This window comes from Paenarthrobacter sp. NPDC091711 (assembly GCF_044756605.1).
Classification (GTDB): Bacteria; Actinomycetota; Actinomycetes; order Actinomycetales; family Micrococcaceae; genus Arthrobacter.
The window spans coordinates 221,220-240,781 of record NZ_JBIVTF010000006.1; the positions used below are offsets into that span (position 1 = coordinate 221,220).

At 63.2% G+C, this 19,562-nt stretch carries 18 protein-coding genes; 7 read left to right on the forward strand and 11 right to left on the reverse strand.

Annotated features, from left to right (window positions below; translation table 11 throughout):
• Nucleotides 1–112 precede the first annotated feature (112 nt).
• Complete coding sequence (locus ACIQH5_RS12115; protein ID WP_400403478.1) at nt 113–1,459, reverse strand: cation:dicarboxylate symporter family transporter; 1,347 nt, start codon at nt 1,457–1,459, stop codon at nt 113–115.
• A gap of 137 nt (nt 1,460–1,596) precedes the next feature.
• Here ACIQH5_RS12115 and ACIQH5_RS12120 point away from each other — a divergent pair, with 137 nt between their 5' ends.
• From ACIQH5_RS12120 to ACIQH5_RS12145, 6 genes are all read left to right on the forward strand, one after another.
• The gene (locus ACIQH5_RS12120; protein WP_400403530.1) at nt 1,597–3,243 is read left to right on the forward strand and encodes an ATP-binding protein; all 1,647 of its coding nucleotides are present in this window, start codon (nt 1,597–1,599) and stop codon (nt 3,241–3,243) included.
• The gene (locus tag ACIQH5_RS12125; RefSeq protein ID WP_400403480.1) at nt 3,240–3,953 is read left to right on the forward strand and encodes a response regulator; all 714 of its coding nucleotides are present in this window, start codon (nt 3,240–3,242) and stop codon (nt 3,951–3,953) included. Before ACIQH5_RS12120 ends, ACIQH5_RS12125 begins: the two co-directional genes overlap by 4 nt.
• Before the next feature lie 73 nt (nt 3,954–4,026).
• Entirely contained in the window at nt 4,027–4,668 is a 642-nt protein-coding gene (locus tag ACIQH5_RS12130; protein ID WP_400403482.1) for a GntR family transcriptional regulator, read from the forward strand.
• A gap of 23 nt (nt 4,669–4,691) precedes the next feature.
• Nucleotides 4,692–6,212 (forward strand): MmgE/PrpD family protein, encoded by a 1,521-nt coding sequence (locus tag ACIQH5_RS12135; protein ID WP_400403484.1) that lies wholly within the window; start codon nt 4,692–4,694, stop codon nt 6,210–6,212.
• On the forward strand, nt 6,213–7,118 hold the full coding sequence (prpB, locus tag ACIQH5_RS12140; protein WP_400403486.1) for a methylisocitrate lyase: 906 nt from the start codon (nt 6,213–6,215) through the stop codon (nt 7,116–7,118). It abuts the gene before it with no gap.
• 76 nt (nt 7,119–7,194) lie between these two features.
• The gene (locus ACIQH5_RS12145) at nt 7,195–8,334 is read left to right on the forward strand and encodes a bifunctional 2-methylcitrate synthase/citrate synthase (protein ID WP_400403488.1); all 1,140 of its coding nucleotides are present in this window, start codon (nt 7,195–7,197) and stop codon (nt 8,332–8,334) included.
• Nucleotides 8,335–8,419: 85 nt separating this feature from the next.
• Here the strand turns inward: ACIQH5_RS12145 and ACIQH5_RS12150 are convergent, their stop codons facing one another.
• Complete coding sequence (locus ACIQH5_RS12150) at nt 8,420–8,917, reverse strand: 8-oxo-dGTP diphosphatase (protein WP_400403490.1); 498 nt, start codon at nt 8,915–8,917, stop codon at nt 8,420–8,422.
• Nucleotides 8,918–8,973: 56 nt separating this feature from the next.
• Between ACIQH5_RS12150 and ACIQH5_RS12155 the strand changes: the two genes are divergently transcribed.
• Complete coding sequence (locus ACIQH5_RS12155; protein ID WP_400403492.1) at nt 8,974–9,732, forward strand: hypothetical protein; 759 nt, start codon at nt 8,974–8,976, stop codon at nt 9,730–9,732.
• Nucleotides 9,733–9,759: 27 nt separating this feature from the next.
• On the opposite strand, the gene xerD is transcribed toward ACIQH5_RS12155, so the two are convergent.
• The 9 genes from xerD to ACIQH5_RS12200 form a co-directional block, all read right to left on the reverse strand.
• Nucleotides 9,760–10,719, reverse strand: coding sequence for a site-specific tyrosine recombinase XerD (gene xerD, locus ACIQH5_RS12160; protein WP_400403494.1), 960 nt, complete (start codon nt 10,717–10,719; stop codon nt 9,760–9,762).
• A gap of 2 nt (nt 10,720–10,721) precedes the next feature.
• Nucleotides 10,722–11,384 carry an NUDIX domain-containing protein gene (locus ACIQH5_RS12165; RefSeq protein ID WP_400403496.1) on the reverse strand — a complete coding sequence of 221 codons (663 nt, stop codon included), beginning with the start codon at nt 11,382–11,384 and terminating at the stop codon, nt 10,722–10,724.
• A 27-nt stretch (nt 11,385–11,411) separates the two neighbouring features.
• Complete coding sequence (locus tag ACIQH5_RS12170) at nt 11,412–13,157, reverse strand: CTP synthase (protein WP_024820422.1); 1,746 nt, start codon at nt 13,155–13,157, stop codon at nt 11,412–11,414.
• A gap of 166 nt (nt 13,158–13,323) precedes the next feature.
• The gene (gene recN / locus ACIQH5_RS12175) at nt 13,324–15,063 is read right to left on the reverse strand and encodes a DNA repair protein RecN (RefSeq protein ID WP_400403499.1); all 1,740 of its coding nucleotides are present in this window, start codon (nt 15,061–15,063) and stop codon (nt 13,324–13,326) included.
• A gap of 3 nt (nt 15,064–15,066) precedes the next feature.
• Nucleotides 15,067–16,107, reverse strand: coding sequence for an NAD kinase (locus tag ACIQH5_RS12180; protein WP_062067768.1), 1,041 nt, complete (start codon nt 16,105–16,107; stop codon nt 15,067–15,069).
• 12 nt (nt 16,108–16,119) lie between these two features.
• Nucleotides 16,120–16,932 (reverse strand): TlyA family RNA methyltransferase, encoded by an 813-nt coding sequence (locus ACIQH5_RS12185; RefSeq protein WP_400403502.1) that lies wholly within the window; start codon nt 16,930–16,932, stop codon nt 16,120–16,122.
• A gap of 3 nt (nt 16,933–16,935) precedes the next feature.
• Entirely contained in the window at nt 16,936–17,202 is a 267-nt protein-coding gene (locus tag ACIQH5_RS12190; protein ID WP_400403505.1) for a hypothetical protein, read from the reverse strand.
• Nucleotides 17,203–17,211: 9 nt separating this feature from the next.
• Nucleotides 17,212–18,198, reverse strand: a complete 987-nt coding sequence (locus ACIQH5_RS12195; protein ID WP_400403508.1) for an HAD-IIA family hydrolase — start codon at nt 18,196–18,198, stop codon at nt 17,212–17,214.
• Nucleotides 18,191–19,562 (reverse strand): hypothetical protein (locus ACIQH5_RS12200; protein ID WP_400403511.1); only part of this gene is annotated, 1,372 nt, incomplete at its 5' end. The genes ACIQH5_RS12195 and ACIQH5_RS12200, both read right to left, overlap by 8 nt.

Below are 19,562 nucleotides of genomic sequence, written 5' to 3' on the forward strand. Positions count from 1 at the left end.
GGTTGAGGTCGAAGGTTGAGGCGCTTCCCTGAGCTGTCGCGGGAACAGCGAAGGCCGGCACCTGGTGAGGTGCCGGCCTTCGCCAAACTACCTTGCGGTGACGCTGATCCTGCTAGACCGTGGCCTTTTCGCGGTTCTCGGCCTCGGGGGAAGCCTCTTCTTCGCCACCGTGGGCGATCATGGTCTGCTCGTCGAAGGGCTCACTGCCGGAGAGGACGCGCTCCACCTGCCCGTTGTCGATTTCCTTGACCCAGGTGCCGATCAGCACTGTTGCCACGGCGTTGCCGGTGAAGTTGGTCAGCGCCCGGCCCTCGGACATGAAGCGGTCGATTCCGACGATCATGCCCACGCCGCCCAAGAGCTCCGGCTTGTGTGCCTGGAGACCGGCCGCCAGGGTTGCGAGCCCGGCGCCGGTGACGCCTGCAGCGCCCTTGGAAGCGATGATCATGAAGACCAGGAGGGAGATCTGGGCGCCGAGGTCCAGCGGGGTGCCCATGGCGTTGGCAACGAACAAGGAGGCCATGGTCAGGTAGATTGCCGTGCCATCAAGGTTGAAGGAGTAACCCGTGGGGACCGTGACACCGACCACCGGCTTGGAGACACCCAGGTGTTCCATCTTGGCGATCAGGCGGGGCAATGCAGCCTCGGAGGACGAGGTGGAGAAGATCAGGAGGTACTCGCGGGCCAGGTACTTCATGAGCTTGAAGATGTTGACGCCGGCCACTGCGCGGAGCAGCGTTCCGAGGATGACCACAATGAACAGTGCGCAGGTGATGTAGAAGGCCACCATGAGGGTGAACATGCTGAGGATCGCCTGGGCGCCGGTTGCACCGACCACGGCGGCGATGGCGCCGAACGCGCCCACCGGAGCCAGCCACATGATCATAATGAGGATGCGGAAGACGAGTCGCTGCCCGTGCCCGATGGCTCCGAGGATCGGAGCTCCCTGCTTGCCCATCTTCTGCAGGGCGAAACCAACCAGGATCGCGGCAAGAAGAGTGGGCAGGACCGGAATGTCACCGGGGATGATGCCCAGGAGGAAGTCCACGGTGCTGTTGGTGTCAGCCTTCTTGGTGGGGTCGTACGGAGTCAGCTTGAGTCCTTCACCCGGGTGGATGAGGTTGCCGACCACCAGGCCAATGGCCAGGGCGAACGTTGACATCGCCACGAAGTAGCCCAGTGCAAGACCGCCCACCTTGCCGACGGTGGCCGCCTTGGCGATGGATCCGATGCCCAGGACGATGGTGCAGAAGATGACCGGAGCGATCATCATTTTGATGAGTTTGATAAAGCCATCACCGAGCGGCTTGAGGGACTTTCCAACTTCGGGGAACACCAGGCCGACGACGGCGCCGAGCACTACGGCCAGAATGACCGCGATGTACAGGTAGTGCGACTTGTCGAGCCCCTTGCGTCCAGTTTTGGCAACAACTGCCGACTCTCCACGTTGAGAGGTCATGGGATTCTCCTTTGGATACTGTGTAAGGCGCTGCGGTCCTGCACTGATGTCCAATCCGCTGCCCTTGTGTGATATCCATCATTGAGCCGTTGGTGACACACATCACCGTTGCGGTCATATTGGTCATGGAGGCCCACGTGTTTCATAGCTGGAGCATCGCCCGCCGCTTGTTTGTGGCGAACCTGTTCTTCGTCCTTGTCCTGACCGCAGTCTTCGGTGCTTTCTCCGTAGTGGAAGCCAGGGACAGGGGGTACGACGAAGCCGGCGGCCGGATGCTCGCCATCGCCGCCTCCCTGGCCGACAATCCACTGGTGGTGGAGGCGGCTTCAACAGCAGATCCCTCAGCGGTCCTCCAGCCCTACGCGCTGGAGGTCATGGACCATGCCGACGCCGACTTCATCACCATCATGGCTCCCGACCGGACCCGGTGGACGCACCCCCGAACGGAGGAGCTTGGAAAGCCCTACATCGGGACCATTGAGCCTGCTTTGCGGGGTGAAACCTTCACCGAAGTGACCGCTGGAACCTTGGGGCCGTCCGTCCGCACCATTGCTCCCGTCCTGGATCCTGAAGGTAACGTCAAGGCCCTGGTGGCTGCCGGGGTGACGGTCCGCACCGTGGACACAGACGTTGCTGAGAGATTGGGCGTGATTGGCATCATCGCCCTGGTGGTCCTGTTCTTCGGGTCGGTGGCCTCATGGCTGTTGGGCCGCTACCTGCGCTCCGTCACCCGGGGGTGGGGGCCTGAACAGCTGGCGCAGCTGTTCGCCTACTACGAGTCAGTTCTCCACTCGGTACGCGAAGGTGTGATCCTGATTGATACGCACGGCAAAGCTGTGATGTACAACGACCAAGCGGCCGAGCTCCTGGGATTGGCTCCCTCGGACGCCGACCGGTCCCCTGACGACGCCCCGAAACTGGCCGACCTGCCCTTCGATGGAAGCCTGCGAGCGCTGTTCGAGTCCGGTCGGCCCGCCCACGACGAAATCCATCTGACCGGTTCCCGGATACTGGTGGTCAACCAGGCCCCGGCAGTAGGACCGGTACCTGAGCGCAGCCGGCAGAAGCCCGCCATCTATGGCACCGTGGCCACGATCAGGGACCGTACGGAGATTGAGTCCCTGGGCACGGAGCTTCAGACGATGAAAACGCTCTCCGATGCCTTGCGTGCCCAGACGCACGAACACGCCAACCGTCTCCACATGATTGTCTCGTTGCTGGAATTGGGACGGACGCCGCAGGCCTTGGATTTTGCCACCAAGGATCTTGAGCTGAGCCAGCAGCTCACCGATGACATGGTGGCCTCCGTGGACGAACCCGTGATGAGTGCGCTGGTGATGGGCAAGGCGGCGGAAGCCCACGAGCGGGGCGTGGAACTGGTGGTCCGCACGTCAGGGAGCGCCGGTGTCCGCGGACTGGAAATCCAGGATCTTGTCACCATCCTGGGAAATCTGCTGGACAACGCGATCGATGCTGCCGCTGCCGGTGAATTCCCACGGAAGGTGGAGCTGGACGTCGAAGCCGGGCCTGCCGCCGTCGAATTCACCGTGCGGGACTCGGGAAGCGGCATCAATCCGGATTCCATCGACGACGTCCTGCAGTATGGTTTCAGCACGAAGTCCCCGGAAGAAAAACCACGCGGCGCCCATGGCCGGGGTGTCGGACTGGCCTTGGTGCGTCAGGCTGTGGAGCGGCTCAACGGTACGATGACCATCAGCAATCCCGGCGGAGCACAGTTCCATGTCCTGCTCCCCGCGCCTGTTCCCGAGGAAGAGAAGGCATGACACACATCCGCGTCTTGGTGGTGGAGGATGAGCCCATCGCCTCTGATGCCCACTCTGTCTACATTGGCCGCTTGGAGGGCTTCACCCTGGTGGGGACGGCACCGGATGGCCAGTCGGCGTTGCGGATTCTGGGCGAATTTGCAGCGTCGGGAACGCCGGTGGACCTGGTCCTGTTGGACATGAACCTGCCGGACCTTCATGGTCTTGACGTTGCCCGCCGCATGCGTTCCGCTGGAGTCTTTGCTGACATCATCGCCATCACTGCTGTCAGGGAACTGAACATTGTGCGCAGCGCCGTATCCATCGGAGTGGTGCAGTACCTCATCAAGCCCTTCACCTACGCCACCTTTGCTGACAAGCTCAGCAGCTACCGGACGTTCCGCGAGCAGCTTGCAGGCTCGATGTCCGGGATCTCCAAAGCCGGGGCCTCGCAGAGTGACGTGGACCAGGCGTTCGCAAGCCTCCGCGCGCCCACGGAGCTGCCGCTGCCCAAGGGACTCTCCGGTTCAACGTTGGAGTCGGTGAAGGATCTGGTGCGGGCAGGGCAGCAGCCGGTGTCGGCAAGTGAGGTCATGGATGCACTCGGGATGTCCCGGGTGACAGCCCGCCGCTACCTGGAGTACCTGGCCGACGCCGGCACGGTCACCCGGGCGCCGCGTTATGGCACTCCTGGCCGGCCGGAGAATGAGTATGGCTGGAATCATCGTTAGGCCTCTGTATACATAAAGTGTGTCTTTTGTTCATTTGCTGGCCTGAAATGCTCTCTGTGTATACACTGAGGATATGCGCGCCAGTGATCGGGCTTACAACGCCCTCCGTGAAGACATCATTGAATGGCGTCTCCGTCCGGGCACCGTCCTCGCCGAAGTGGAGCAATCCGAACGCCTGGGAGTGTCCCGGACCCCGGTCCGGGAAGCGCTGAGCCGGCTGACCGCGGAAGGATTGACGACGGCGGCGGGAGGCCGCGGCGTCGTCGTCACCGATATCTCGCTGGACAGCATTGACGAACTGTTCGAACTGCGCGAAACCTTGGAAGTCCGGGCCGCCGCGTTGGCTGCCGAACGAGGGGAACCGGGCATCTTCGGCGCGTTGCACGCCCAACTGCTGCGGGCCCCTGGACTGCTCAGCGATAACGATCCCGCGCGGCACGAGTATTACGCCTTGGTGAGCCGACTGGACGACGCAATCGATGCCGCGATCGCCAACTCCTATCTGGCCAACGCCATGCGGAGCCTGCGCGTCCATTTGGTCCGCGTCCGCCGCCTCGCTGCCGACGACTCAACCCGGCTCCACGCAGCCGCGGCCGAGCACGCGGCCATTGCCGAAGCCATCGCCGCCGGCAACCCCCGCTTGGCAGAAGCCGCCACCACAGTCCACCTGCATCGCAGTCTCACCCACGTCAAAGCCACCCACACGGCACGGTAGAACGTCCCACCAGAAGGAGCATCATGGTTAAGAACAACCACGTCCGCGTCTACAAGAGCGAAGAGAACCTGCCCCGCGAGGAGCAGTTGGCGCACAAGATCGCCGTGGTCGCCGCGGACACCGTCGAGGTGACACCGGAGGTCACTGACATGGTGATCAACCGCATTATCGACAACGCCTCGGTGGCCATCGCCTCGCTGAACCGGGCACCGATCGTCGCGGCCCGCGCGCAGGCTTTGACCCATTCCCCGTCCGCCAATGGCAAGGGTGCCCACGTTTTCGGCATCAGCGAGCAGGTCTCCCCCGAGTGGGCCGCCTGGGCCAACGGCGTGGCCGTGCGCGAACTCGACTACCACGACACCTTCCTGGCCGCTGACTACTCCCACCCGGGCGATAACATCCCGCCGATCCTGGCTGTTGCCCAGCATGTGGGCTCCAACGGCGCCGACCTTGTCCGTGCCATCGCCACCGGCTACGAAATCCAGGTGAACCTGGTCAAGGCCATCTGCCTGCACAAACACAAGATTGACCATGTGGCCCACCTCGGCCCCTCCGCCGCCGCAGGCATCGGGACATTGTTGGGACTCGATGTTGAGACGATCTTCCAGTCCGTGGGCCAGGCCCTCCACACCACCACTGCCACCCGGCAGTCCCGCAAGGGCGAAATCTCCACCTGGAAGGCCCACGCTCCGGCATTCGCGGGCAAGATGGCCGTCGAGGCCGTGGACCGCTCCATGCGCGGCCAGACCTCCCCCGTGCCGATCTACGAAGGCGAAGACGGCGTCATCGCCTGGATGCTCGACGGCCCCGATGCCTCCTATGAGGTTCCGTTGCCGCTGCCCGGTGAAGCCAAGCGCGCCATCCTGGACACCTACACCAAGGAACACTCCGCCGAATACCAGGCCCAGGCGTGGATCGACCTCGCCCGCAAATTGAACCGCGAACACCCGGAAACCACGGACCCGGCCAACGTGGAATCGGTGCTGATCAAGACCAGCCACCACACCCACTACGTGATCGGCTCGGGCGCGAACGATCCCCAAAAGTACTCCCCCACGGCTTCCCGCGAAACCCTGGACCACTCCATCCCGTACATCTTCACCGTCGCCCTGCAGGACGGCGCCTGGCACCACGTGGACTCCTACGCCCCCGAACGTGCTGCGCGGCCGGACACGGTGGAACTCTGGCACAAGGTCACCACGGTGGAAGACCCGGAATGGACCCGCCGGTACCACTCCCTGGACATCGCGGAGAAGGCCTTCGGCGGCACTGTTGTCATCACACTCACGGACGGGTCTGTTGTCACGGACGAGATCGCCGTGGCCGACGCCCACCCCCTCGGTGCCCGCCCGTTCGCCCGCGAGCAATACATCAACAAGTTCCGCACCCTCGCTGCCGGACTCGTGGAGGAAGCCGAAATTGACAGGTTCCTCGCCGCCGTCGAACGCGTCACCGAACTCGGCGAAGGCGAACTGGACCAGCTGAACATCACCGCAGCACCCGGCGTGATCGACCTCAACAACGCACCCAAGGGACTGTTCTAAATGCTGTACTCCAAAGTCACCCCCGAACAGAAGAGGGTCAAGCTGCGGGAGTTGCTGGCTTCCGGGACCGTGCAGCAGTTCCCGGGAGCGTTCAACCCGCTCTCGGCACGGCTGATCGAGGAAAAAGGTTTCGCCGGCGTGTACATCTCCGGGGCCGTCCTCGCCAACGACCTCGGCCTGCCCGATATCGGCCTCACCACGCTCACCGAAGTAGCCACCCGTGCCGGGCAGATCGCCCGCATGACGGACCTGCCCTCACTCGTGGACGCGGACACCGGCTTCGGTGAGCCCATGAACGTGGCCCGATCCATCCAGGAACTCGAAAACGCAGGCCTGGCCGGCTGCCACATCGAGGACCAATTCAACCCGAAACGCTGCGGACACCTGGACGGCAAGAACGTGGTGGACATCGACACGGCCACCAAGCGCATCCGCGCCGCAGCCGATGCCCGCCGGGACCCGAACTTCCTCATCATGGCCCGCACGGACATCCGCGCCGTCGAGGGAATCCAGGCCGCACAGGACCGCGCAAAAGCCCTGGTAGACGCCGGCGCTGACGCGATCTTCCCCGAAGCCATGGCCACCCTGGACGAATTCCAAGCCATCCGCGACGCCGTGGACGTACCCATCCTGGCCAACATGACCGAGTTCGGCAAAAGCGACCTCTTCACCGTGGACCAACTCCAAGGAGTCGGCGTGAACATGGTCATCTACCCCGTCACACTCCTCCGCATTGCCATGGGCGCTGCAGAGCGTACGCTGGAATCGATCAAGGCTGCGGGGACCCAGGAAGCGCACGTGGAAAACATGCTCACGCGTGCGCGTCTTTACGAACTCGTGGACTACGAGGCTTACAACCAGTTCGATACCGGCGTTTTCAACTTCCAGGTTCCTGGCAATCGCTAGGACCGGGATTCATTCAGGGGAAAGCAGGCAGTCCGGGGACACCGGGCCGCTTGCCTTAAGAACGAAGGAGGGCAGCATGGCAGCTGTTGATATCAAAAAGGGCCTTGCCGGCGTCGTGGTGGATTACACCGCCGTCTCAAAGGTCAACCCGGACACCAACTCGCTGCTGTACCGCGGCTACCCGGTCCAGGAACTGGCCGCCAAATGCAGCTTCGAAGAGGTCGCCTACCTGCTCTGGAACGGCGAACTGCCCAACGAAACAGAGCTGGCTGAATTCACGGCCCGGGAACGCGCAGGCCGCGCCCTGGATCCCGTGGTGAAGTCCGTTGTGGATACCTTGCCCACCACGGCCCACCCCATGGACGTGTGCCGCACAGCTGCCTCCGTGCTCGGGGCCCGACACGAACTGGCTGAGGACTCCTCACCCGAAGCCAACATGAAGAAAGCAATCGACCTCTGGGCTGCCATGCCCGCCGTGGTGGCCTACGACCAGCGGCGCCGCCGCGGCCAGGAACCCGTTGAACCTCGGGAGGACCTTGACTACTCCGCAAACTTCCTCTGGATGACCTTCGGTGAAGAGCAGGTTCCCGAGGTCGTGGAGGCGTTCAACGTCTCCATGATCCTGTACGCAGAGCACTCCTTCAACGCCTCAACCTTCACGGCCCGCGTGGTCACCTCCACGCTCTCGGACCTGCACTCGGCCGTGACCGCCGCGATCGGCGCCCTCAAGGGCCCTCTGCACGGTGGAGCCAACGAAGCCGTGATGCACACGTTCGACGAGATCGGCATCCGCAGCGAAGAATCCCTCGAGGAAGCCGCCACCCGCGCCCGTGCATGGATGGAAGACGCCCTCGCACAGAAGAAAAAAGTCATGGGCTTCGGACACCGCGTCTACAAGCACGGCGACTCCCGCGTGCCCACCATGAAAGCCGCCCTGGACAAGATGATTGCCCACTACGGTCGGCCCGAACTTCTGGGGCTGTACAACGGGCTCGAGCAGGCCATGGATGAGGCCAAGGCCATCAAGCCCAACCTCGACTACCCCGCCGGCCCCACGTACCATCTCATGGGCTTCGACACCCCCACGTTCACCCCGCTGTTCGTCGCCAGCCGCATCACCGGCTGGACCGCGCACATCATGGAACAGGTAGCCTCCAACTCCCTGATCCGCCCGCTGAGCGAATACAACGGGCACGAAGAGCGGCACGTCGCCTAACGCTTCCGGTACAGCACTGAGAAGTACGACGCCGGGCCGGTCACCGAAAGGCGACCGGCCCGGCGTCGTTCTTTCCTCGCTCCTGCTACAGCTTGGGGTCCACCCACTCAAGGGTTCGGACATCAGCCACATTCTCGTTGTCTGCCGCCAGGGCCACCCGTACGGCGATTCGCCGCCCGGAGATCATTGCCGGCAGCCAGTGTTCGGCATCTGCCCACATCCGCTCCACAGGAAGCTGTGCCACAGGGAACCACTCCGGCGCGATCTCGTCGCTTTCCGATGGTTCCCCTTCCCAGGCACGGGCGAGGAAAACAGTGGTGGCCATATCCCAGTCCGGCCTGGCCGGAAACACGAAGTCGACTGTTCCGGCAGGAATCAGGTCCTGCGTCCGCACCAGGACGTTGGCTTCCTCCATGACCTCCCGGCATGCTGCCTCTGGCGCAGTCTCCCCCGGTTCCACATGGCCGCCAACACCCACCACCTTGCCCCGGCCAAAGCCGGTCTTCTTGGTCCCGAGCAGGACCTGCTCGCCTTCCGCGCCGTCGCGGAGCAGGAAGCATAAAGTCACATGGGCTGCAGTCATGCTGCCTACCTTAACCTGATCTCCCCCAGCGCGGCTGCCATTGCTACAGTGAGCCCATGACTGAAGGTGGGGGTGACGCGCGTGCTACTGCGGCCGCCGTCGACGACATTCCGGAAGCTGCATCCACCGTGGCTGAGCCGGTCGATGAAACGCCCGCCACCACCAAAGCGGAACGGGACGTCTGGCTCCCTCGATGGCTTGTGGCGCACCCGCTCTACGCTGGCTGGGCCTGGACCGTTGTGTGGGCCGGGCTCATCGTCCTGGATGAAGTGGTGGACCTGGCCGGATGGACCTGGTATTTGCTGGTTCTGGTGGCGGCCCTCCCCACGCTCATTTCAACACTGGTGGTGCTGCATGCCACGCCGCGAAGCCATCTCAGGGCTGTGGACGCGACGGTTCTTGGTCACTTTTTTGTTCGGTTCCTGGCGCTGGTGGCAGCCTTCATGGTGTGGGCCGCCTCTGTGGTGATGAGTGCGTCAATTTCCACCACCGTCCAGTCAGTGATCGGTGATTCGGAAAAAGAAGTCACGGCACTGGGTTTCAACCTCATGCTGGCCGCGGTTCCGCTGGTGCTCTCCATCCTGTGGATGGCATTCATCGTCCGTTGTGCGTGGTTCCTGCGGCGGCTGAGGGGCTGGCGGCAGGTTCCGGTCAAGACACGCGTTCCGAAGAAATTCCTCAAAGGACGCCCCCGCCTCAAACGCGTGGTGGTGGGACTGGCCCACCCGGGCCTGTTGCTGGTGGCTGGGTTGGGGACGTCCCTGCTGGCCCTGTTTGTCGATGCCGTGGAGCTGACACTGAACGTGCTCGGATAGCACGCCTGCCAACTGAGCGCGGGCGATCTAGCCGAGAGCCCTCGGGTGCGCTGCGGCGTAGACCTCGCGCAAAGTGTCAGCGGTGACCAGCGTGTAAACCTGGGTAGTGGTCACGGACGCGTGCCCCAGCAACTCCTGCACCACCCTGACATCAGCGCCGCCTTCCAAAAGGTGGGTGGCAAAGGAATGACGTAACGTATGCGGCGAAACGTCCTTGGTGATATTGGCTTTCTCTGCCGCAGCCTTGAGGATGGTCCAGGCGCTTTGCCGGCTGATACGGCCGCCCCGTGCGTTGAGGAACAATGCCGGTGTGCCTTTGCCTTTGGACGCCAGGAGCGGCCTGCCACGAACAACATAGGCCCCGACGGCGCGGGCTCCGTATGAGCCAAGCGGCACCAAACGCTCCTTGGACCCTTTACCGAACAGCCTCACGATGGCGGGATCGCCCCCTGTGTCCTCGAGGGACACATCATCCACGTCCAAACCAACGGCCTCACTGATGCGGGCCCCGGTGGAGTAGAGGAACTCCAGCAATGCCCGGTCTCGAAGGCCTGTGGCGGTATCTGAGCCCGCAGCTTCCAGGATGCGTGTCACTTCGCCCACGCTGATGGCTTTGGGCAGTCTCTTGCCCGGCATTGGCGGGTGGACATCGCTGGCGGGGTCCGCCGTCGTGGTTCCTTCCAGAGCCCAAAACTTATGCAGACCGCGGACGGCAACCACCGTGCGGGCCGCTGAGCGGACACCCAGTGTTGCTGCGCCGTCGGATCCGTCGGACAGCGCCTGCACAAAGGCCGTTACATGATGGCGGGTGATGTTGCCGGGGTGCTCCACGCCTTGGGCGGCAAGGAAGTTTGAGTATCGGGCCAGATCACGGCGGTACGCGGCCAACGTGTTGGCAGCCAAGCCACGTTCCACACCAACATGCTGCAGGTAGTCGGTGATGGCGCGGTCAATGCCATTGACCGTGCGTGTGGCGGCTTCGGTCATGCTCAGCGCTGGCTCGGGTGGGCCGGCCAGGGTGCATTGGCGGGCCGCAGGCTGGTGAATCCATCAGCCTTCGCAGCTGCGGCGGCCAGGATGCCCACCACAGCCGAGGGATTGTGCAGCCGGCCCTCAAGTACTGCCCGCACGGCATCATCCAGGGGTACCCAGTGAAGCTCGATCTCCGCTTCCTCGTCAGTCCGCGTGTGGCGGTCCGCTTCAGGGACATCGCTGAGACCGCGCGCCAAATAGATGCGGATGGCCTCACTGGAGGAGCCCGGAGAGTTGAAGAAGTCAGCCAGGACGTTCCAGGTGGCGGCATTCAGGTCCGCTTCTTCAGCGAGTTCCCTCGCAGCCCCCACTACGAAGTCCTCGCCTTCCACGTCCAACAGGCCCGCCGGGATCTCCCAGAGATCCATGGCAACGGGATGACGGTACTGCTTGAGCAGAAGAATCTCGCCGTCCACGTTCATGGGAAGAACCGCCACTGCACCGGGATGGTCGATGTAGTCGCGAACCAGGGTGTCAGTGTCTTCGCTGAGCTGGAAGGAGTCGCTGACGACGTCCCAAATGCGGCCTTCGTAAACCTTGTTGGTAGACAAAAGACGGCGCGGGCTCGGCATGTCCGAAACCTGCCTTGACGTGCGGGGGGTTTCAGAAATACCGGGCATCGCGCCGTCCTTCGTTAGATCTTGCGTTTACTTGGCAGCTACCGCGCGGGCATCGGCCTTGGTGTCCACGGCAACGCCTTCGCGACGCTCCAGGGCAGCCTTGACCAGGCCTGCGAACAGCGGGTGCGGACGCGTCGGGCGGGAGCTGAGCTCCGGGTGCGCCTGCGTTGCCACGTAGAACGGGTGGACTTCGCGGGGAAGCTCCACGTATTCAACGAGCTTGCCATCGGGAGAGGTACCGGAGAACACCAGGCCCTTGGCAGCGATCTGCTCGCGGTACTTGTTGTTGACCTCGTAACGGTGGCGGTGGCGTTCGCTGACCGTGGTGGTGCCGTAAGTCTCGGCAATGACCGAGCCCTCGTCCAGCTTGGCTTCGTACAGGCCCAGGCGCATGGTGCCGCCGAGATCGCCCTTGCCGTCCACAATGTCCAGCTGCTCTTCCATGGTGGCGATGACCGGGTACTTGGAATCGGGCTCGAACTCGCTCGAGGAAGCACCTTCAAGGCCAACCACGTTGCGGGCGTACTCGATCACCATGCACTGCAGACCCAGGCACAGGCCAAGGACAGGGAGCTTGGATTCGCGGGCGAACTTCAAAGCACCAAGTTTGCCTTCGAGGCCACGGATACCGAAGCCACCCGGTACGCAAATGGCGTCCACGCCGGCCAGGGACTTGGTGGCACCGGCGAGGGTTTCACATTCATCCGAGGGGACCCAGCGGATCTTGACCTTGGCTTCGTTGGCAAAACCACCGGCACGGAGTGCCTCAGTCACCGAGAGGTAAGCATCCGGGAGGTCGATGTACTTACCCACCAAGGCGATCTCGACCTCGTGCTTGGGGTTGTGGACAGCTTCAAGCAGCTTGTCCCACTTGCTCCAGTCCACGTCCTTGAACGGCAGGTCCAGTGCGCGGACGATGTAGGAATCCAGGCCCTGGGAGTGCAGCGTTTTGGGGATGTCATAGATGCTGGGGGCGTCAGCGGCGTTGACCACGGCGTCGATGTCGACGTCGCACATGCGGCCAATCTTCTCCCGCATGGCGTCCGGCACTTCGCGGTCCGAACGGATCACGATTGCTTCCGGCTGGATGCCGATGGAGCGAAGGGCTGCCACGGAGTGCTGCGTGGGCTTGGTCTTCAGTTCCTGGGAAGGACCGATGTACGGGACCAGTGAAACGTGCAGGAAGAAGACGTTGTTGCGGCCTACATCCTGGCGGACCTGGCGGGCCGACTCCAGGAACGGCTGCGACTCGATGTCGCCCACCGTGCCACCGATTTCGGTGATGATGACGTCCGGAGCGTTCTTGCCTTCGGCAGGCAGGCGCATGCGGCGCTTGATTTCATCGGTGATGTGCGGAATGACCTGCACGGTGTCTCCGAGGTATTCGCCGCGACGTTCCTTGGCGATAACGGTGGAGTAGATCTGGCCTGTTGTGACGTTGGCCGAACCTTCAAGGTTTTCATCGAGGAAGCGCTCGTAGTGTCCGATGTCGAGGTCGGTTTCGGCGCCGTCGTCCGTCACGAATACTTCGCCGTGCTGGAAGGGGTTCATCGTGCCCGGATCCACGTTCAGATAGGGATCGAGCTTCTGCATTGTTACAGACAAACCACGTGCCCGCAGCAGGTGACCGAGGCTGGAAGCCGTCAGACCCTTACCGAGCGAGGACGCCACACCACCGGTGACGAAGATGTGTTTGGTCGTCTTGGACGAGCCCGGGAACCGGGAATTTACACGGGAATTTGATCGCTGCACCACGGAATTCGAGCTTATCATCAATTACGCCTTCCAAGCGTCTGTTCGGATTCCCCAAATGGTCAATAGTTGCTCACCACCGCATTCCAGGCAAGACCCGGGCGGATTAAGTGCACCGATGTGATGGTGCTCGCACTTCGCAGCCGCAGCGTCCGAAACGCCCGCTACGCCCGCTACGCCCAAAACGCTAGGCACGCTGCGGCAAGAGCTTCGCGTCATCCAGCAATTCCTGGGCATGCGCCTGTGCGCTCTCGGAATCCTCTTGGCCGGCCAGCATGCGGGCAAGCTCCTTGACGCGCTCATCATCGCTGAGCAACTGCACATCGCTGGAAGTGAAGCCGGTGGTGGTCTTCCCATCAGCGCCGCGCACGGACGTTTTGGTCACGCGGATGTGTTGATCGGCGAACGCTGCCACCTGTGGCAGGTGCGTCACCACCAGGACCTGGACGTGCCGGGCAAGCATGGCCAGCCTGCGTCCGATTTCCACGGCGGCGCGCCCACCCACGCCGGCGTCCACTTCATCGAAGACAAACGTCGGGACAGGATCTACGGCGGCAAGCACCACCTCGATCGCCAGCATGACCCTGGACAGTTCACCGCCGGAGGCTCCCTTGCCCAGGGGTCTGGCCGGAGCTCCGGAGTGGGGCTGGAGGAGGAAAGCGATCTCATCGGTGCCCCAAGGGCCCAATGCGCCGCTGCCATCCACCTCGATGATCAAGGTGGCATCAGCCATGGCCAAGGCCTTCAGCTCGGCGCTGACCCGGGATGACAAGTCCTTGGCAGCTTTGAGGCGGGCCTTGGTGATGGTCGAAGCCAGCTTGCGCAGGGCCGCCTCCGCGGAAACCACCTCGGCGTCCAAGGACTCAATGCGGCTTGAATCGTCCTGCAACTCGTCCAAGCGGGTCCTCGCCGTAGCAGCCCACTCCAGCACTTCATCAATACTCGGCGCGTATTTGCGGATCAGTTTGGCCAGGGCAGCCCGGCGATCCTCGATTTCGGAGAGCCGCTCAGGGCCTTCCGTGTCCAGCGCAGCCTGGTAGCTGGACAACTCGGCGGCGATGTCATTGAGGAGGAAGCCCACCTCGGCCAGCCGTTTTGCCGCGGAACCAAGTTCCTCGTCATGTTCCGCCACGTGCTCCAGCGTCCGTTTAGCGGCATCCACCATGGTGGTGGCATCGCCGGCGTCTCCGAACTCTTCGGCAATGAGCGACTCGTGGGCAGCAGCTGCCGCCAAACGCAGCTCTTCCACGTTTGCCAGCTTTACAGCCTCTGCCTTGAGCGTCTCGTCCTCACCCGGCTGGGGATCCACTTCATCAATTTCCTTGAGGGCAACGTCCAAGGACTCAGCCTCCCGCAAACGCTCGCGGGCTTCGCGGCGCAGCGTCTCAAGTTCGGACTGGATAGCCTTCCAGTGGTTGAACAGCTCCTGGTACTCCCCCAGCGTCTTGGCCAAAGGTGTGCCGGCGAACCTGTCCAAGGCGTGCCGCTGCGCGGTGGCGCTTTTGAGCCGGATCTGGTCCGACTGGCCATGGACCACCACCAGGCTTTCACCCAACTCAGCCAACACACCCACCGGTGCCGCGCGCCCGCCAACGTAGGCACGGCTGCGCCCGTCGGCACCCACGGTCCGGGCCAGCAGGAGTTCAGCAACGCCGTCGAACTCTTCCGCCTCGCCGCCGGCCTCCTTGGCGCGTTCAACAGCACTGTGCGAGGGATCAAGCTTCAACACAGCTTCGGCCGACGCGGATTTGGCTCCGCTACGAACGGCACCGGCGTCCGAACGGGCGCCAAGAAGAAGTCCGACGGCGGTCACCACCATGGTCTTGCCCGCACCGGTTTCGCCGGTGACGACGCTGAGGCCCGGGCCTAGCGGGAGGGCGGCATCGGTGATGACGCCGAGGTCACGGATTCGGAGTTCTTCGAGCATGGTTCACTTCGCATTCGTGGGGTCTGATGGCTCACCGTACCCCAAGTCCTGGGACGCATCGGAGTCCCGGGGACTGGGCAACGGAGCCGGTGACAGGGTCCGGATGACAGGGATGGGACCGGTGTGGACTTCACCGCTCCGAGGGGCCGGGCCGCGCCAGCCATGGATAGGAAGCTGGAACTTGCGGACCAGGCGGGCCGAGAACGGAGTCTTGTGCGTCCTGGCCAGCCGTACCGGGGTGGCAGACCGCGTTACTTCAACGCGCGCTCCAGGCGGCAGATCCACCGAACGGCGGCCATCGCACCAGAGGACCCCCAAAGCGTCGGTCCGGTTCATGATTTCCACGGCCAGCTTGGACCGCGGGGACACCACCAAGGGCTTGGCAAAAAGCGCATGTGCACTGATGGGAACAATGACCAAAGCTTCAACCTCGGGCCACACCACGGGACCTCCCGAGGAGAAAGCGTAGGCAGTGGAACCCGTGGGCGTAGCAAGAACAACACCATCACAGCCGAACGACGTCAGCGGACGCTCATCCACCTCTGTGACAACCTCCAACATGCGTTCCCGGTTGGCCTTCTCAATGGCAGCCTCGTTCAAAGCCCACGTGTGCCAAATCTTCTGGCCTTTGACCCACACCTGGACATCGATGGTCATGCGCTCTTCCACCGTGTACTGGCGGCTGGCTATCCATTCCACTGTCTGGGCCAGATCCGCGCGTTCACTTTCCGCAAGGAATCCCACGTGGCCCAGGTTGACACCCAGCAGGGGGACGTCCACCTCACGGACCAGTTCAGCAGCGCGAAGGATGGTGCCATCGCCGCCCAGGACCATCACCAACTCCACGTCCTCCAGATTGACGTGATCATTGAGGATCTCGATGGGCGTATCAAGGGCACCGAAAAAACGTTCGATATCCGCGAGTTCGGATTTCTGCAGCACAGGAACCAGACCGGAGGCATGCAGTTGCGTACATGCATCCCACGCTGCGCGGAGCGATTCCTCCCGCCCTGTGTGGGCAAGGACAAGTACACGCCTGCTCATCGGATCTGCTTTCTAGTGGTTCGGCCAGAGTTTCTTGATCAACGCAGCAACGTCCTCGTCCCGCTCTTCGATCTTAGGCAACACCGTGGACATCCTGCGCTTCATCCACAGGAAGTATTCAACATTTCCGTCCTGGCCCGGAAGCGGGCTGGCTGCCAGGTCCTGAAGTTCAAGGCCGGCATCCACTGCCGCCCGGGCCACCTGGGACACCGCCCGGCGTCGTTCATTCTCCGAGGACACCACACCGGTTCGGCTCAAGCGTTCCTTGCCAACCTCAAATTGTGGTTTAACCATGAGGACCATATCGCCGCCCGGCTCGGTGCACTGCGCGAGCGGCCACAGGACCAGCGTCAAGGAAATGAAGGACAAGTCAGCCACCGTCAACGTGGCCGGGCCGCCGATCTGCTCCGGAGTCATATACCTGACGTTGAGGCCTTCGTGGACCTCCACCTTGGGATCATCCCGAAGGTGGGCCACCAGTTGGCCATGCCCCACATCCACCGCCACTACCTGGGCGGCGCCCTGTCGCAACAGGACATCAGTGAAACCGCCGGTGGAGGCGCCTGCGTCCAGACACCGCTTTCCGGAAACCACGACGGCGGGGAAAGCCTTTAGCGCGCCGGCCAGCTTATGCCCGGCACGGCTGACGTAAATGTCTTCCAGATGGGACTCGACATCCAGCCTCGTCTCAGCATCCACCTGGTGGGCGGCTTTGACGAGGACGTGCCCGTTCGAGCTGACCTTGCCATCACTGATGAGTTTGGCGGCATGCGTACGCGACCTCGCCAGCCCACGGGTGACGAGTTCCTGATCAAGTCTTGGCATTCGTTAACTGTCGCCTTCCGGGCGCGGGCTGCTTTGAGGTGGTGCCGGAAGTCCGGGTTCCGCGTCCAAAGCTTCCAAGAGCCCATCATGGACGCCGGTGTACAGCTCCCCGTGGTCTGGCACGGGAGATCCGACGACGCCATCCAGCAGGCTAAGGGCCCTGTCCACCAGAGGATCTCCCGTGGGAACCGGCACCTCAGGCCACTGCACTGCAGGACGTTCAGCTTCCACCTCAGGAGGTGAGGGCTCGGAATGTTGGGGCTCGGTCATCGCACCAGTCTAGTGATTTCGCCATTCCAGCTGCGGCGCATGTGCCACGTCCGTGTCGGGAACCGCAGCCCACCACGCGCCACAGGCCGCACGCCAGGCGTCGAGGTCGTCCTCGTCTCCCGTGACGGTCACCGTTCCGTTTCCGGCAACTGCTGAAGCCGCACCGCAACGGAACGTATCGCCGTCGCTGGTCACCTCCGGGTACGGCGCGTAAAGACCCTCCAGGTCAGCCAAAAGGAAATCCGGACGTTCGTCAGTCCGCGCCGCAAGGATGGTGTGGGTGGTGTCCACCCCGGTGAGGACGGCCGCCGTCGCAAATCCTGCACGGTTGCCACCCAGAATATCGGTGTCCAAACGGTCCCCCACCACCAGCGGGTGGCGGGCGTTCAACCGTTTCGCCGCTGCGTGGAAGAGAGGCGCTTCGGGCTTGCCGGCCACCAGGGGCTTCTTACCCGTGGCCGCCGCCACAGCGGCAACCAGAGTTCCATTCCCCGGTGCCATCCCGCGGGCCTGCGGAATGGACATGTCCGTGTTGGTGGCAAACCACATGGCTCCCCCAGCCACAACATAGGATGCCTCCGCCAGATCCTTCCAACCGATCTCCGGGTTAAACCCTTGGACAACGGCCACCGGGGATTCTGCGGCGCTGTGCACCGGCTTAAGCCCCACCAACTCGATCTCATGGGCCAATGCCGCACTGCCAGTAATGAGCACATGCGCCCCCGCAGGCAGCATGGAAGCCAAAAGCTCCCCTGCTGCCTGGGAGGAACTGACCACTTGATGGTCCTCCGCCGGGGCACCCAGCTCACGCAAATGCGCCGCGACCTGGGCCGGGGTGCGGGAAGCGTTATTAGTCACATACCCCAGGCCCACGTCCACGGTTTCGAGACGCCGCAACGCCTCCACGGCACCGGGGATGGCATGTGGTCCTGCATAGACCACACCGTCCAGGTCCGAAAGGACAGCATCAAAGGAGGAGATCAGTGAATCAGCCATGCTGGGAGTCGGAACCCTCGTTCTCGGTATCTTCGTCTTTTGCCTCTACCTCGTCTTCAGCTGAATCGATGTCTGATTCTGCGTCATCGGAGTCAAAATAGTCCGATTCCGCATCATCAAGCTCAACCTCATCGTGCTCGACGTCGGCGGCTGCAGCCTCAACAATGACCGTTTCCGTTTCCGGCTTCACGACGTCGGCGTCCCGCGCCGGCTTCTCGAAGCGCGGCTTCCGCGCGGCTGCTTCTTCCTGCTCGTCCCAGCCAAGGTCAAGAATTTCGGGCTCAGCGAAGTCGCCAACACCCAAGGCGCTCTCAGCAACGAGCGCCTGGCGGGCCCACTTATCGGCTTCCTCAGTACGACCCACCGCAGCCAGCGCTTCAGCGTATGCGCGGAAGAGGCGCGGGCTGTAAGAGAAGGCCCGGTTGATGTCCAGCTGTGGGATCTCGAGTTCGCTGACAGCAGCATCCAGCTGATTGAGGTCTGCACGTGCGCCGGAGGCAACAATGGCGAGCTCAACCTTGCCCGGAGCGTCAAGATCCTGGGCTTCGGGAGAGCGGACCATGTCCAGGGCACGGTCAGCGCGGCCAAGGCCACGCTCGCAGTCGGCCATCACCGGCAAGTGAACGTTGGACCCACTGATGCGGCGGTACGTACGGAATTCACGCAGCGCTTCGCCGTAGTGGCCGGCGGCGTAGGCGGTCAGGCCTACCGCTTCGCGTACTACCGAGAGGCGTCCACCGCGGCGGCTTGCAGCAAGGGCATGCTGGAAGGCGAGTTCGGGCTCAATGTCGATCAGACGCCCAGCCATCACCAGGTGCTTGGCAACCCACCCTGCGCTCTGCTCCTCGAGGGTCTTGATCTGGTGGCCTGTAGCGCGGTCGAGTTCCTTGCCCGTGACGTCCTCATCAATTTCGGGGGAACGCTCACGGTCAGGACGGTTGGCGCTACGGATGTCTTTGGCGTTAGGAACCCGTGCAGGACGCTCTTCCCATGAGCCACCGCGTTCGTTGCGGTCGCCACCAAAGGAACGACGCTCGCCGCCGCGTTCGGGCCTGTCGCCGAAAGGCTTGCGGTCGCGGTCGCCACCGAATGAGCGGCGGTCATCGTTGTCGCGGCGGGGGCCATCAAAGTTCCGCGGTCCACGCTCGGGCCGGTCACCGAAGGGCTTACGGTCGCCACGGTCATTGTTGAACGGACGACGCTCACCATCACGGGCCGGACGATCGCCGCGATCGCCGAAGGGCTTGCGGTCGCCACCGAATGAGCGACGGTCATCGTTGTCGCGGCGGGGGCCATCAAAGTTCCGCGGTCCACGCTCGGGCCGGTCACCGAAGGGCTTACGGTCGCCACGGTCATTGTTGAAC